This window comes from Acidithiobacillus ferrivorans, from assembly GCF_016250455.1.
Lineage (GTDB): Bacteria > Pseudomonadota > Gammaproteobacteria > Acidithiobacillales > Acidithiobacillaceae > Acidithiobacillus > Acidithiobacillus ferrivorans.
Map to the genome: position 1 here is coordinate 2,906,049 of NZ_CP059488.1, position 13,545 is coordinate 2,919,593.

Annotated in this window: 16 protein-coding genes; all 16 read right to left on the reverse strand. The window is 57.5% G+C overall.

What is annotated here, in order from left to right; genetic code table 11:
- Positions 1–2: 2 nt before the first annotated feature.
- On the reverse strand, positions 3–1,526 hold the full coding sequence (locus tag H2515_RS14555; protein WP_065414092.1) for a HAMP domain-containing sensor histidine kinase: 1,524 nt from the start codon (positions 1,524–1,526) through the stop codon (positions 3–5).
- A 196-nt stretch (positions 1,527–1,722) separates the two neighbouring features.
- Positions 1,723–1,953 (reverse strand): hypothetical protein, encoded by a 231-nt coding sequence (locus tag H2515_RS14560; RefSeq protein WP_198660475.1) that lies wholly within the window; start codon positions 1,951–1,953, stop codon positions 1,723–1,725.
- A gap of 317 nt (positions 1,954–2,270) precedes the next feature.
- Positions 2,271–2,543, reverse strand: a complete 273-nt coding sequence (locus tag H2515_RS14565) for an oxidative damage protection protein (protein ID WP_014030210.1) — start codon at positions 2,541–2,543, stop codon at positions 2,271–2,273.
- 131 nt (positions 2,544–2,674) lie between these two features.
- Complete coding sequence (gene mutY, locus H2515_RS14570; protein WP_198660476.1) at positions 2,675–3,784, reverse strand: A/G-specific adenine glycosylase; 1,110 nt, start codon at positions 3,782–3,784, stop codon at positions 2,675–2,677.
- Positions 3,781–5,013, reverse strand: coding sequence for an AsmA family protein (locus H2515_RS14575; protein WP_232821426.1), 1,233 nt, complete (start codon positions 5,011–5,013; stop codon positions 3,781–3,783). The genes mutY and H2515_RS14575 overlap by 4 nt, the downstream gene beginning before the upstream one ends.
- 37 nt (positions 5,014–5,050) lie before the next feature.
- Positions 5,051–6,763 carry a phosphoenolpyruvate--protein phosphotransferase gene (ptsP, locus tag H2515_RS14580; RefSeq protein ID WP_198660477.1) on the reverse strand — a complete coding sequence of 571 codons (1,713 nt, stop codon included), beginning with the start codon at positions 6,761–6,763 and terminating at the stop codon, positions 5,051–5,053.
- Positions 6,760–7,032, reverse strand: a complete 273-nt coding sequence (locus H2515_RS14585; protein ID WP_198660478.1) for an HPr family phosphocarrier protein — start codon at positions 7,030–7,032, stop codon at positions 6,760–6,762. Before H2515_RS14585 ends, ptsP begins: the two co-directional genes overlap by 4 nt.
- 31 nt (positions 7,033–7,063) lie before the next feature.
- Complete coding sequence (locus H2515_RS14590; RefSeq protein ID WP_198660479.1) at positions 7,064–7,486, reverse strand: PTS sugar transporter subunit IIA; 423 nt, start codon at positions 7,484–7,486, stop codon at positions 7,064–7,066.
- A complete protein-coding gene (gene rapZ, locus H2515_RS14595; protein WP_198661487.1) occupies positions 7,483–8,382 on the reverse strand; it encodes an RNase adapter RapZ in 900 nt (299 codons plus the stop codon). The genes H2515_RS14590 and rapZ overlap by 4 nt, the downstream gene beginning before the upstream one ends.
- Positions 8,382–9,314, reverse strand: coding sequence for an HPr(Ser) kinase/phosphatase (hprK, locus tag H2515_RS14600; RefSeq protein ID WP_198660480.1), 933 nt, complete (start codon positions 9,312–9,314; stop codon positions 8,382–8,384). The genes rapZ and hprK overlap by 1 nt, the downstream gene beginning before the upstream one ends.
- A gap of 54 nt (positions 9,315–9,368) precedes the next feature.
- Entirely contained in the window at positions 9,369–9,815 is a 447-nt protein-coding gene (locus tag H2515_RS14605) for a PTS sugar transporter subunit IIA (protein WP_198660481.1), read from the reverse strand.
- Between the two features lie 6 nt (positions 9,816–9,821).
- Entirely contained in the window at positions 9,822–10,163 is a 342-nt protein-coding gene (hpf, locus tag H2515_RS14610; RefSeq protein ID WP_198660482.1) for a ribosome hibernation-promoting factor, HPF/YfiA family, read from the reverse strand.
- Between the two features lie 111 nt (positions 10,164–10,274).
- Positions 10,275–11,702, reverse strand: coding sequence for an RNA polymerase factor sigma-54 (locus H2515_RS14615; RefSeq protein WP_198660483.1), 1,428 nt, complete (start codon positions 11,700–11,702; stop codon positions 10,275–10,277).
- Between the two features lie 12 nt (positions 11,703–11,714).
- Positions 11,715–12,440 carry an LPS export ABC transporter ATP-binding protein gene (gene lptB, locus H2515_RS14620; protein ID WP_014030221.1) on the reverse strand — a complete coding sequence of 242 codons (726 nt, stop codon included), beginning with the start codon at positions 12,438–12,440 and terminating at the stop codon, positions 11,715–11,717.
- Positions 12,437–12,967: a lipopolysaccharide transport periplasmic protein LptA gene (gene lptA, locus H2515_RS14625; RefSeq protein WP_198661488.1), complete on the reverse strand. Its 531-nt coding sequence runs from the start codon at positions 12,965–12,967 to the stop codon at positions 12,437–12,439. Before lptA ends, lptB begins: the two co-directional genes overlap by 4 nt.
- Positions 12,957–13,526: an LPS export ABC transporter periplasmic protein LptC gene (gene lptC, locus H2515_RS14630; RefSeq protein WP_232821428.1), complete on the reverse strand. Its 570-nt coding sequence runs from the start codon at positions 13,524–13,526 to the stop codon at positions 12,957–12,959. The genes lptA and lptC overlap by 11 nt, the downstream gene beginning before the upstream one ends.
- Between the last annotated feature and the right edge of the window lie 19 nt (positions 13,527–13,545).

The window sequence follows — 13,545 nt, forward strand, 5'->3', positions numbered from 1 at the left end:
GTTCACCTGGCTTGAGGGTCACGGTGTTGGGGGGGGTCCGCAACGGTGTGGTTGCGCAACCCGCCAAGGTCAGCACGATAAGCACCGTGGGAAGCAATATGATCGGTGAGCGGTAGGCGCAACCGGAAGCAGGCCCCTGGCGTTTCTTTATCCAGCAATTCAAGACTTCCCCCGTAACTCAGTACATATTCTCTGGCGATGGCCAGTCCCAACCCGCTGCCCTCGATCTTCCCGGCTTCCGAGGCCTCGCCCCGGTAGAGAATATCGAAAATCTTTTCACGCTCTTCGGGCGCCACACCCGGCCCCTCATCCTGAACATCAAGGACCGCTTGTCCGTCCTGTACCTGCAAATATATACGTATGGTAGCGTTTTGCGGCGAGAACTTCACGCCATTTGACAACAAATTATCGCAAATAGTCCGCAGACGGTCTTCATGACCACGCACCCGCACGTCGGCCAGCTCCGTGACCAGATGCAGTGATTTGCTGCGCAGACTGGGCTTATAGCTCAACAGCAGGTCCTCCACAACCGCTGTCAGGGAGATATCCTGTACCATACCCGCACCCACCGGTCCCTCGGCCAGGCTGAAACGCAGGAGATCCTCAATCAGTCGCTGCAGACGCAGGCTGTTGTCGCGAACAATATGCACGATCTCCTGCTGTTCGTCGGCACCCAGTTCGTGACCCAGGTCCTCCTGAAGCAGCTCTGCGCCTTCACGGATGGCCGTCAGCGGCGTCTTCAACTCATGGGAAAGCTGCCGCAGGAAATGCAATTTTGCCGCCTCCAATGCATTGAGCCGATTACGCAACCACTCCAGACGATCGCCCAGACTGGCAATATCTCGCGGCCCCTGCACGGCGATGGGCGTTTCCAGATCACCATCACCGAGACCGGAAACCGCCTGGTCAAGACGCCGGATGGGGCGGGTGATCAGCACGATAAACAGGATCGCAAAGGCAATGGAGAGCGGCAACACCAGCAGCACTTCTACAATGGTCAGACGCTTGATCGCCAGTGCCCGCGTGCCCAACTTGGCCACTTCGGTGCTGATGCCTTCATTGACATCGCTTTGCAGGTGTTGCGCCTCAGCGCTGGCACGGCTGAAGTCACTCTCCAGTGCACTGCGATTTCCCCCTAACGACACCAGCGGCAACATCTGGCGAGCATGGGCCAGATGATCGGCCAAGCGTTGAAGACGTCGTCGATCAACGGGAGACGGCCCGGCAGCAGCAAATCGGGCACTGGATTTCTTGTACTCCGTAAAACTCTGATCATAGAGCACCAGTAAAGCCTGGTCCTGTAACACCGTATATTGCAGCCCGTAGCGCTCCATGGAGCGCACCGCGTTATTCATCCGGTTGGCAGCATCGCTCATCGCCACCGCGCGCAGAATACTCACCTGCCCCTGCTCGGCAAAATGGGCAATAGAAATGGTCACACTGACAATGACCAGCACCAACGGCACAATGACCAGGCCAAAGCCAATGACGGCCAGCTTGGAAATGGAACTCGGGCGTAATGCCATAGACCAGCAGGCTCCGACGCAGAAAAAGAGTCTCAGCGTAGGTTCGTGGGCTGGAAAGTGCAAGAGCTATCGCGCCAAGTGCAACCGCAAGAGTGCGCCCACGCTGGCGCATATATTAAAAAACCTGGAGTTAAACCCCAGGTTTGGAAATCAGATCTCAACAGGTCACACCGCAGAGGCGCAACCCGGCAAATCCTTAGGCCGCAGGCCTGGCCTTCTTCTCCATCACTTTGTGCTCAGGCGCCTTTTTCTCGAACTTCTTGTGCTCAGGTGCCTTTTTCCCGACTTTCTTGTGCTCGACCTTCTTCGCCATGACCTTGTGCTCCATGGTCTTGCCTGGAGCCTTTACGGCGGGGACTTCGGTGGCAAAAGCAGCAGTGGCAGTCAGGAAAGACAGGGCAGCAGTCAGGGCAACAATCTTCTTCATCGGTAAGCTCTCCTCAAAAAGTGGTTCCAGTTTCCGCGCTCGGCGGGGCTGTTTTTCGACAGCAAAAAGGTATAAGCACGAGTCATGCCAATATTTATAGGCATGCTTTTAATGGCTATTATTTTTCACCCCAGAAAAACCGGGGGGAGCACATAAAGAAGAGAAGTTACAGCGTCACCTTTAGGCGACAGGACTTGACAGTCTTGCAATACCAACATGATCTGGCGCGCTTCGCGCCTGTCGTCCGGCAACGACGCCAAGATCTGCACGGATTGCAGGGCACCCAGAAAGCACCCTGCAGCATCTATTGAGGTGATTTAAGGCGCCGGCGGTAGATAGCCTTCAGGGGCCTGGGCACCATCGCCAAAGAAATAGGCATCCATCTGTTTTTCCAGGAATGTCCGCGACTTGGGATCGATGGGAGAAAGACGATACTCGTTGATGAGCATGGTCTGGTGCTTGAGCCAGCCCTGCCAGGCTTCCTTGGAGACTTCTTGATAAATTCGTGCGCCGAGGGCGCCGGGATAAGGCGGTCGATCAAGACCTTCGGCCTCGTGGCCGAGTTTTACGCACTGTACCATTCGTGACATAACAGAAGCTCCTCAATAACTCTGGGGTGGATAAAGCTGTGTAGGAGTATATTACCTGAACTCACCAGTCAGGAATAAGCCACAAGGCATGACCGCTTAAGTGGGCGGCACACATAACACAAAATGGGGGGTCAACAACCCCCGCTCCTATCCCGTAAAATCCGCCGAACGGGCGTGGGCAATCCTTGTGTCAGAGCGTCTGCGGGGCGATACCAACGCAGAGTGGCAGCTGAATCCGCAACAGCGCTGCCCAAAACGCGCGCATGGACACAGCGAAAACGCAACTGAAAGTGGGTAAAAACATGTTGCTGTTCTTCCTCTAATGCCTTCAGTTGGAGATTCAGCCCCAGACGACGCGACCAGGCCGCTTGCAAAGATTGGCGCACAGCAGGGGTGTCTTCCAGCGGATGCAAGGTATCACTACAAAGGATGGGGAATGCACCACCATCGGATGCCGCCTGGGGCAAACACCAGAGCCCCCCCCAGATGCCGGAATCCGGCCGCTTTTCCAGCAATATCTGCCCTTCCGTATCCACGACCAGGAGAAAGAAGGTACAGCGCTGCGGTTTTGGGGCCTTGTTAACGATCACGGGCAGGGCATGACTGCGTCCCTGGGCATGGGCCAGACAACGGTTGACCAGGGGACAGGCCGTGCAGCGCGGTTGGCGTGGGGTGCAAATCAGGGCACCGAGGTCCTGAATGGCCTGATTGTAGCCATGGGCGTCTTCAGGAGTAAGGGCGCTGGCCAGTGTCCAAAGCCACTGCTGAGTCGCACTGACTTTCGGATCAGCTTCTATCGCATGGCTACGGATGAGCACGCGCCGGGCATTGGCGTCGAGGATGGCCTGTCTTTGCCCATAGGCGCTGGCGAGCACCGCCGCCGCCGTACTGCGGCCCACCCCCGGCAGCGTGACGGCGGCTTCGAGGGTATTGGGAAAGTGACCGCCGAAGCGCGTAACCACCTCCTGCGCCGCGCGCTGGGCGTTGCGGGCACGGGCGTAATAACCGAGTCCGCTCCACAGGGCGAGCACCCGATCCTGGGGCGCCGCTGCCAATGCCTGCCAGTTCGGCAAGGCCTGCAAAAAGCGGGCGTAATACGGTTTGGCGCTCTCCACCTGAGTTTGCTGCAACATGATTTCTGCAAGCCAGAGTTGATAGGGATCGCGGTTCTGGCGCCACGGCAGGTCGTGGCGCCCGTGGCAGGCGTACCAGTCCAGCAGGGTTTCCGCGATGGGGATCATGGCCGCGCCTTGGAACTTGTGCTGCGAATAACCAGATCGCGGACGCGCATTTTGCCCCAAAGGAGCTTGGCGACGTGGATTTCACCAGTGACTGGCCACTGCTGCGGCAGGGCGGGAAGCTGCGCCGCATTGCCCGCTTGGGGAACCGGCAAATATTGCCCGAGATTGAGCTGCGCCATGCGCAGATTGACATCGATAGCCAGCGGTCTCCAGGTCCCCGATATTTTGCCCATCCAGGCACTGTGATCCAACTCGCCCTGGGTGACGGTCCACTGGAAATGGGGGGTGCCTAACTGGACTGTACCCGTCGACGTCAATCGCTGCAAAGCATTAGGGTCGGTCAACTTCGGCAGGGGCAGCCCCCAGCGGGTGGCCAACTGGGGCAAACGCCGAATGCTAAGCTGATAAGCCAGATGACCCTGCAACGTCTTCCAGTTAAGGTCCACTGCCTGGACCTGGAGTGCCAAGTCATTCCCCGCGATCAGCGCGCCGTCCTGCACTGCAAGCTGGCTTTGCGCCATGTTCAGACGTAACGCCTGCAAGCGCAATTGCGCCGGACCGTGCCCGCGCGCTTGCCAACGGACGTGCAGCGTCGGCACGACCATGTCCTTTACTGCGCTTTGGAGCGTTGGAATAGCCACCTGCAGGAGCGTCGGATCAATGGTTGTACCCACTTGCAAAGAAATATTCCGTGCGGACAGCGCCGGTGCCGACGCCATCTCGACCGCAAAATGCCAGCGCCCGACTTTTTCCCGCCAGTGCCAGTCACCCGCCAACTGACTGGGACCCGTCGCCAACACCTGCCCATTCACCGCCGTCAGGGACAGGATATGCCCCACCACATCCGGCCAGCGCAACGTACCATCGCGAACGATCATCTTGACCGGCAGGGAAAGAACAGCTCCGCCGACGCTACCACCGCCTTTCCATGGCCCGTTAAGCACGGGCGCATCCAGCACAATTTGCCGGGGTTGCAGCTGGCCGTGCAGGAGGGAGTGCCAGTCTAATGTCACCATGAGCCGATTTGCGCTGAATTGTGGGTGGGCCGCCGGACCGACGCACAGACCCGCCAACGTGACCCGCAGTTGCTGTTTTCCCCAATGCCATTCCGGGTCGGCGGCGAGATGCACTGGCTGCTGCAAGCGGGCAGCAAAAATCCTCTCTAAAACGTAGCGGGGACCACCCCAGAACCAGAACAACAGCGCACCCGAAACGATAAAGATCAACACGACAATAACAGCCGTCGCAATCCTGCGCAGAATCAGCCTAACTATGCCCGCCCCCCGGCAACACCGGCATTTCGCCGGAAAGCGCGCGGGCGGCTAACGCCTCAGCATCCACGATAGTGGTCTGTCGGATCGCTTCCTTGACCTCGGGAATAGCGCCGGAGTACATGCTGAATTCACGCAAGCCCAAGCCCAGCAGCAAGGCGGTGAAGGCCGGATTCGCGGCCATCTCGCCGCACATGGCCACCGGGATGCCCCGTGCATGGCCGGCGGCGATGGTGTATTGAATCATCGCCAATACCCCGGCATGCAAGGGATCGAAAAGATCATTGACGTCATCATCACCGCGATCCACCGCCAGCGCGTACTGAATCAGATCGTTAGTGCCGATGGAGAAAAAATCGGCCTGCCCGGCAAAGTAGTGTGCGGCCATCGCCACGGCAGGCACTTCCACCATGATCCCCAGAGGCATATCCGGGTCACAGCTATACCCTTCGGCGCACAATTCGGCCTGCAACTCGCTGACCAGCGCCCGAGTTTGCAGCAATTGCCCCATACTGCTGAGCATGGGTAGCATCAGCCGTACCGGCCCCAGTGCCGAAGCCCGGAGAATGGCGCGCAGATGCGGCCGGAACCACTCCGGACGCCGCAGACAAAGACGCAGCCCACGCAAGCCAAGGGCCGGATTAAGCGCCGCATGGAGCCCGGCATCGTCATCGCGCAGGCCTTTGTCGGCACCAATGTCGAGAGAGCGGATCGTCACCGGTGCCCCACGCATTTGCTCGACTACTCGGGCAAATGCGTGGAACTGCTCTTCCTCGTCCGGGATATCCGGACGATTCATGAAGAGAAACTCACTACGATAAAGACCCACCCCATCCGCGTTCATGCGCCGCACTATATCGGTATCGTCTGGCAATTCAATATTAGCGCGCAGATGAATAAGCACCCCGTCTGCGCTTATCGCGGGCAGATCACGCTGCTCTTCCAGGAGTCGCCGACGCCTCTGTCGCTGCTCCTGCAAAGCCTGATATTGCTGCAATATCAGGGCATCCGGCGCAACCAGCAGAATCCCCTGATCCCCATCGACAATCACCACATCACCACTGCGCAGCAGGCGCGTCGCCGAGTGCGTGCCCACCACGGCAGGAAGCCCAAGACTTCTGGCAAGAATAGCCGAGTGGGAGTTTGCGGCACCAAAGTCAGTTACCCAGGCGAGCACCTTGTCTTTTTTCATCAACACCGTATCGGCTGGCGTCAGATCTTCGGCGATGATGATCTGACCCTCGGCGCTCTGCAGGACGGGGGTCTTTACACCAATCAGATGGCGCAACACCCGGTCTATCACCTGAATAACATCTTCCCGCTTAGCGCGCAAATACGCGTCTTCCATGCGGTCAAAAATCTCCAGCAGCCGCTCCCGCTCCAAATGAATAGCCCAGGCGGCATTGCGATGTTCATCACGAATAGACCGCAGGGGCCGCTCGCGCAGCGCTGGATCATCGAGCATCAACAAGTGCGCATCAATAAACAGACGGGTATCTTGCGGGGCATCACTCGGGATTGCGTCGCGCACCGAGAACAACTCATCCCGGGCGCTGCTCAAGGCTGCACGCAGGCGCAACACTTCCGGTTCTACGGCTTCAGGCAACAGTATATGTTCTGGGATATCAAGAGTGGTTGGCTCCAGTACCAGCGCCATACCGATGGCGATGCCACCAGAGGCGCCAATCCCCGCCAGTTCAAAACTCATGATTCTTCACCAAAACGATCCGCCGCGAGGGCGAGCAAGGCATCGGCACAAGCCTGCTCCTCCTCACCATCCGTTTCCAGGGTCAAAACGGTCCCCTGCGCCGCAGCGAGGGTCATTAGCCCCATGATGCTCTTGCCATTGACCCGCTGACCATTACGCGCCAGCCAGACCGTGCAGGGATAGCGCACCGAAAGGCTGACAAATTTAGCCGAAGGCCGCGCATGCAGGCCGAGCTGATTGATAATGGGATAATCTACGCGCAGGGTCACCGCCACTTGCCTCCTTTCTCATGACCAAAAATCACTCAGGTATCCTCAGCAGGATAGCGTGCGGTCGCTGTTCGAGAATATCGGCGACACCCTGGACGCCGCCTTCCAGAGCACCCTGACGCGCTGCCGCCAGACCTTCACTGCGCCGCGATAAGGCACGCAGGAGCATCGCCAGATTAAGACCGCTCACCGCCGCTACACGACCTTCCGGGAGAGTGGCCGGAATGAGGTTGGCGGGGGTGGCACCATAAAGATCGTTCAGAATCAACATGGCATCACCATCACTTATTTTCTCTAACAAACCCCACAAGCGCCGCCGCCCCTCCTCTGGCGGTTGATCAGGCAGGATTTCCAGAATCTCCAACGCTGGCGGCATGGTCCCGAAAATATGCCGGAGTGCTGCCGCGAAGGCCTCACCCAGTCCCGCGTGGGTCAGGAGCACGATGGTGATCATTGCAGCGTCTCGGTAATACCCAGTTCCCGATGCTGGATCAGGACCCGCTGCCCCTCTCCGGCAAGTATTTGCGCCAATGCCTCCACCATATATACGCTGCGATGCTGTCCCCCGGTGCAACCCAGAGAAACCGTCACATAGTTACGGTGCTCTTGCGCAAAAGGCGCCAGCCATGCCTGCAGGAAGCTGCGCAAAGAATTGAAGGCACGGACCACCTCTGGGGCTTTCTCCAGGAAATCGCGCACCGGTGTGTCACGACCCGTTAGGGGGCGGAGTTCGGGATGGTAATGGGGATTGGGCAAGGCACGCAGATCAAAAACGAAATCGGAGTCCAAAGGAAGACCTTTTTTAAAGGCAAAAGACTGCAACAGCAAGACTAGGCCGCTGTAATGATGCGACGCCAGACTCCATGCCTGCACCCGCAAACGCAACTGATGGGTATTGATCTGCGAAGTGTCGAGGCGCTTGTCAGCCACATCGGCAAGCGGTTGAACCATCTCGCGTTCACGCCGCAACACCGTGAGCAGCGGTTCGCCCAATGCTTCTGCGAGGTCATCGGTGAGGGGATGACGGCGGCGAGTTTCGCTGAAACGACGTAGCAAAGTACCCTCATCCGCTTCCAGAAAAAGGATGCGCGGGCGCAAAGAGTAACGCTCGCGCAGCTCGGTCAGCGCCTGTGGCAGAGCGGCGAGAAACTCGCGGTTGCGCACGTCGATACTCACGGCGGCGAGCATGAAGCCGGCATCCCGCCGCGCCAGCTGCGCCCCGAACTCCACTAACAAGGTGGCAGGCAGATTATCGACGCAGTAATAACCCTGGTCTTCCAGGGCCTGCAAGACCGTAGATTTTCCTGAACCGGATAGACCACTGACGATAATAAAGTCCTGCTCCGCCATCATTCTTCCCCGACACTCAATCGTACCTGCGCCTCAAAATCCGCGAGCATATCGCCGCCGGACTCCTTTACATACTGGCTGCGTGCCGCCGCCTCGACCAGTACCGCCAAATTGCGCGCCGCAGAAGCGGGCAAGCACAACCGGGGCAATGGGGTTCCGAGAATATCCAGGTGATCCACCTTGCCCTGTAAGCGATCAATATCCGCGATTTCCATGTCACGCATATCCTGGATTTCGACGACCAGCCGGATACGTTTGGAGTGCACAATGGCAGCGGCACCGAAGAATTCCCGGATATTAATAATCCCCAGACCTCGCACTTCCAGAAAATTACGCAGTGGGGCCGGACAATGCCCGGTCAGGATATTCGGGGCTTCACGAATACAGAGCACGCTGTCATCAGCCACCAGGCGATGGCCACGACTGACCAGTTCCAAAGCCAACTCGCTCTTGCCAATCCCTACCTCGCCCTGCAAAAGCAATCCCACCCCGAGCACATCGACCAGCACACCATGCACCTGCTGGCGGGGCGCCAGCTCCTGATGCAGGTGGCGTTGCACCCGCGCCAGAACCATCTGCGCGCCAATTGGCGTCGTCATCACGGCAATCTGCCTGACTTTCAAAGCTTCATAGAGATGATCATCCAGTACCTGGTCTTCACAAATAACGAGCAGACGCAGCTTATGGGGCAAAAACTGTTCCATAGCCTCTGGATGGGCACCCAGGTAAGCGAGCTCGCAAAGCCCGGCAATCTGTACCACATGTGGCCGGATAAAATTAAAAAATCCGACCAGTGCCGCCCCACCCACATCATCTCCCGCCCAAGGATCACCGCGGAGGTAATGATCTTCTCCAGGTTGATGCAGACACTGCCAATGCAATTCGCTGTACAGCTCCGCCCAGAGTCGACGCAGGCTAATTTGTCGTTCCATAACTCCGCCTTGCCCGACACTCACGGCTGTAACCAGCCTGCTTTGTGGTACAACTTACGCTGGCCCCGCCAATAAACGAAAAAACTCCTGGGGATCAGGAGTTTTCATCAATGCTTCGCGCACTTCGTCCACGGCGAGTTTCGCGGCTAATGCGGAGAGCGTCTCCAGATGCGCGGTCGCGGCCGCTTTCGGCACCACCACCGCCAGAAAAATATACACATCCAACCCGTCCGGCGCCGCAAATGGAATACCCTGCGCTGTACGCAATGCGGCAATGGCTATCTGATTCGCACCCTCCACCCGGGCATGGGGCAAAGCCACTCCATGCCCGATGCCCGTAGATCCTTGCATCTCGCGCTGTTGCAAGGCAACAGCAATCCCCTGAGCGGACAGGCCCGTAGACCCTGCCAGGATTTCCGCTAACGTCCGCAGCACATCACCAGCATCAGCCACAGGCGGATCTATACGAATATTGACCGGGGAAAGAGGCAGAGTCACCATAGTTATTCAGTCGACTTCCGCAATGGCAGCCAAACCAGCGGGGTGATCATTACGACGATCCTGTAGCTTTTCCTTGTAGCTGTGCACCTGCGCCTCCAGTTTATCGGCCACAAGGTCTATAGCTGCGTACATATCAGCATCATGCACCTCGGCATAGAAGACGTGCCCAGGGGCATTGACAGTAATATCTGCAACGTTACTCAGCTTTTCGTGGGGGAGGTGCTTCAGCACCACCTGAGCATTAATAACGTGGTCGAAGTACCGACCGAGGCGTCCAATCTTTCCATCGACATAGTTCTTAATGGCATCCGTCAAATCCAGATGCTGCCCGGTAATAGTAATTTGCATGGCGCTCTCCTAACAAGTGAGGTGATCGTTATGAATCCTGTCCCACTACGGGGTCCACTTTCAGTGTAGCGCCAACGGCGCCGGCAAAAAACCCTGGCGGCGATATCACCCTCACAAACGCCGCCGCTGGCTCGCAGTAGGAATATTGGCCGCCTCGCGGTACTTGGCCACTGTCCTCCGCGCAATCTGAATACCCTGATCGGCCAGCACCTTGGCGATTTCCGCATCACTCAGCGGATGCCGTGCGCTTTCCGCCTGAGTCATTTTGATCAGTAACGCCCGAATAGCGGTGGCCGATGCGGAACCGCCACTGTCGGTACTCACATGACTGGAGAAAAAGTATTTAAACTCATAAAGACCACGGGGTGTAATCATATATTTCTGATTAGTGACCCGCGATACCGTCGATTCGTGCATTTCCACTGTCTCGGCAATATGCCGCAGGACCATGGGCCGCATGGATTCCGGCCCATTGGTAAAAAAGTCCTTCTGCCTTTCGACAATAGCCCGCGCCACTTTCAATATGGTTTCCTGACGGCTTTGCAGGCTTTTGATGAACCAGCGCGCCTCGTTGAGCTGATCCTGAATATATTTATGCGCTGCATCTTTCCCGCCCGCCATGCCCGCATAACGACCGTTGATGCGTAATTTAGGCATCGCCTCGGGATTCAGATCGACGCGCAGACGCTTACCCACCCAGCGCACGATCACATCGGGGATGACATACTCGGTACTCTCAGCACCCACCTCTTCACCCGGTTTAGGATTCAGTGCGGAAATCAGCGTCATCGCCCCACGCAGCGTCTCCTCATCCACCACCAGCGTGGCACACAAACGTGGGTAATCGTGGCGCCCGAGGGCCTGCAAGTGGTCCTTCACAATGCGTTGCGCCAGCAATATAGATGCATCCTCCCCGACCATCTGCTTCAGTTGCAGCAGGAGACACTCACTGAGGTCACGGGCACCCACGCCCGGCGGGTCGAAGTCCTGCACGCGCAGCAATACCGCCAACAGCGCATCGTCCTCCACATTCATATTGACAGCGAGGTCTTCCAGGCTTTCCGCCAGATAACCGCGCTCATCAATAGCGTCGATGATCAACTCCGCTATATTGCGCTCGTCAGTACTGAAGTGCGTCATATCAGCCTGCCAGCGGAGATAATCCTGCAAACTCTGGCTGTGACTACTGCGCGATTCAAAATCTGGCATATCTTCGTCAGAACCACCGCCAGAACCTGACGTTCCCATATCAAAAACATCGTCCCACTGGCTATCTAAAGGCAATTCATCCGGCAGCGTATCCTCCGCGGCCAGATCCAGCTGACGGTCTTCGGAAGGCGTCGCAAGCGTCTCCGGGGGCGGCCCACTGCCACCGTCTTCATCCCCAGCATCCTCATCAAGCAGCGGGTTGTTCTCCAGCATGCTTTGAACTTCCTGCTGCAGATCAACCGTAGACAGTTGCAGCAGACGGATCGCCTGTTGCAACTGCGGGGTCATGGCCAGATGCTGGCCGAGCTTGAGTTCTAAACCTTGTTTCATAATTTCCAAAAATCAGATTTGAAACTGATCTCCCAAGTAAACCTGCCGTACCATAGGATCATCCACAATTTCCTGCGGACTGCCCGCTGTCAGCACTTTGCCATCATGCAGTATATAGGCGCGTTCGCAAATGCCTAAAGTCTCGCGCACGTTATGGTCGGTGATCAGAATCCCGATGCCGCGCTCCCGCAAATCCTGGATAAGCCGTTGGATTTCGAGAACAGAAATAGGATCAATACCAGCGAAGGGTTCATCCAGCAAAATAAAACGCGGACTCATGGCCAGCGCCCGCGCAATTTCTACCCGCCGCCGTTCGCCACCCGAAAGGCTATGTCCTTTGGTGTCACGCAGCTGATGAAGATGCAGCTCACTCAGCAATTGCTCCAAGCGCTCCTGCCGCTCCACCTTACTCAATGGCAGAGTTTCCAGCACGGCAAGAACATTGTCAGCGGCACTCATCTGGCGAAAAACCGAAGGCTCCTGGGGGAGGTAACCCAGCCCCATGCGGGCCCGCTCATGCATGGGCAGTGCCGTGATGTCCCGCTGCTGCAAAAAAATATGACCCTGCTCAGGGCGCACCAATCCGACCATCATGTAAAAAGTGGTGGTTTTCCCCGCCCCATTAGGACCGAGCAAACCCACCACCTCACCGGCCGCCACCTGCACCGAAACATCACGCACCACGGCTCGCCGCCGATATGACTTGAAAAGGGATTGCGCCTGCAACAGCTCGCTCATGGCTTCCCAGCGCTCGTGGAACGGCCCGCTGCGGCGGGATAGAAGACCGACCGCACCCGCTGACCGGGATTTCCGGTGACAGCCGTTTGCTGATTCTGCAGGAAATAGGTGACCTGCTGACCGTTGATCTCATTCTTTCCCTGCCAGAGATGGGCATTACCAATGAGCACAATTTCGCCGCTGGTCGGTTTATAGACCAGGGTGTTGCCATACCCGTGGCGCTGCGCGCTGGACATGGTGAAGGTAACCGGGCTCCCCACCGCCGTGGCCTGCCGCACTTTGCCACCGACCGCGTCGATAGTGAGCTTGTCGGCATGAATAACCACATCACCCTGGATCATAACCACATTCCCGGTATAAACGGCCTGCTGCTGCGGTTTATTTTTGCCATACAGGGTATCCGCGCTGATCTGAATGGGGCCCTTAGCCAGCCCCTGCTCCGCAACCGGTGCCGCCAGGGCGGTAATAGACACCACAACGAGCAAAAACGGCCAGAAGCGCCGGAAAGAAAATCGCTTAAGGAACATACATGCCACGCACATCATGCAAAATATTTATCTCTTGGGTTTTTACCGAAGCCCAGAGACCTACCCCGGTCATCCAGTCTTGACCCCGCTCCAGCCGTACCGGCTCTCGGGACGTAATAATGCCGGTTTGCGGATCATAGTGCACCTCTGTGGTGAGTACGCGGGTATCCGGTTGCAAGGTACTAATAACATTGCCTGACAAGACAATCCGATGGCCATGACGCTCTACCACACCCTGATTAGCACGCAGATGGAGTTGCTGTCCCGGCTTGAAACGCTCGACGGCAACTTGACTGAGCATGGTCCGATCGACACGCGGTTCGTGATAAGCCGTCCGCGCAGTGGCCAGCAAATCCAGTTTCCCGGCCGCCGTGTACTGGCGCATGACCACATCTTCGGCCGCCTGATCTCCCTTATGAATTTGACCATGCCAGTCGATGTATGGCAAAGACAGTGGATGCTGCGGCCACGACCACCACACGAGTGCCGCAAGCAGGAGCAAGAGCAGGGACAGGCCCAGGCTGGGGGCGCGGAAACGCGGCATCAGTTTCCGCGACATAACCTGATTTCGGATTGAT

Bases quoted from the DNA above. Each gene is read 5' to 3' on its own strand.
- hprK (WP_198660480.1), bottom strand. From the start codon at position 9,314: ATGGAACGACAAATTAGCCTGCGTCGACTCTGGGCGGAGCTGTACAGC.
- lptB (WP_014030221.1), bottom strand. From the start codon at position 12,440: ATGAGCGAGCTGTTGCAGGCGCAATCCCTTTTCAAGTCATATCGGCGG.
- H2515_RS14615 (WP_198660483.1), bottom strand. From the start codon at position 11,702: ATGAAACAAGGTTTAGAACTCAAGCTCGGCCAGCATCTGGCCATGACC.
- H2515_RS14590 (WP_198660479.1), bottom strand. From the start codon at position 7,486: ATGATCACCATCGTGCTCCTGACCCACGCGGGACTGGGTGAGGCCTTC.
- H2515_RS14565 (WP_014030210.1), bottom strand. From the start codon at position 2,543: ATGTCACGAATGGTACAGTGCGTAAAACTCGGCCACGAGGCCGAAGGT.
- H2515_RS14555 (WP_065414092.1), bottom strand. From the start codon at position 1,526: ATGGCATTACGCCCGAGTTCCATTTCCAAGCTGGCCGTCATTGGCTTT.
- hpf (WP_198660482.1), bottom strand. From the start codon at position 10,163: ATGCAAATTACTATTACCGGGCAGCATCTGGATTTGACGGATGCCATT.
- lptC (WP_232821428.1), bottom strand. From the start codon at position 13,526: ATGTCGCGGAAACTGATGCCGCGTTTCCGCGCCCCCAGCCTGGGCCTG.
- H2515_RS14605 (WP_198660481.1), bottom strand. From the start codon at position 9,815: ATGGTGACTCTGCCTCTTTCCCCGGTCAATATTCGTATAGATCCGCCT.
- H2515_RS14560 (WP_198660475.1), bottom strand. From the start codon at position 1,953: ATGAAGAAGATTGTTGCCCTGACTGCTGCCCTGTCTTTCCTGACTGCC.
- ptsP (WP_198660477.1), bottom strand. From the start codon at position 6,763: ATGAGTTTTGAACTGGCGGGGATTGGCGCCTCTGGTGGCATCGCCATC.
- lptA (WP_198661488.1), bottom strand. From the start codon at position 12,967: ATGTTCCTTAAGCGATTTTCTTTCCGGCGCTTCTGGCCGTTTTTGCTC.
- mutY (WP_198660476.1), bottom strand. From the start codon at position 3,784: ATGATCCCCATCGCGGAAACCCTGCTGGACTGGTACGCCTGCCACGGG.
- rapZ (WP_198661487.1), bottom strand. From the start codon at position 8,382: ATGGCGGAGCAGGACTTTATTATCGTCAGTGGTCTATCCGGTTCAGGA.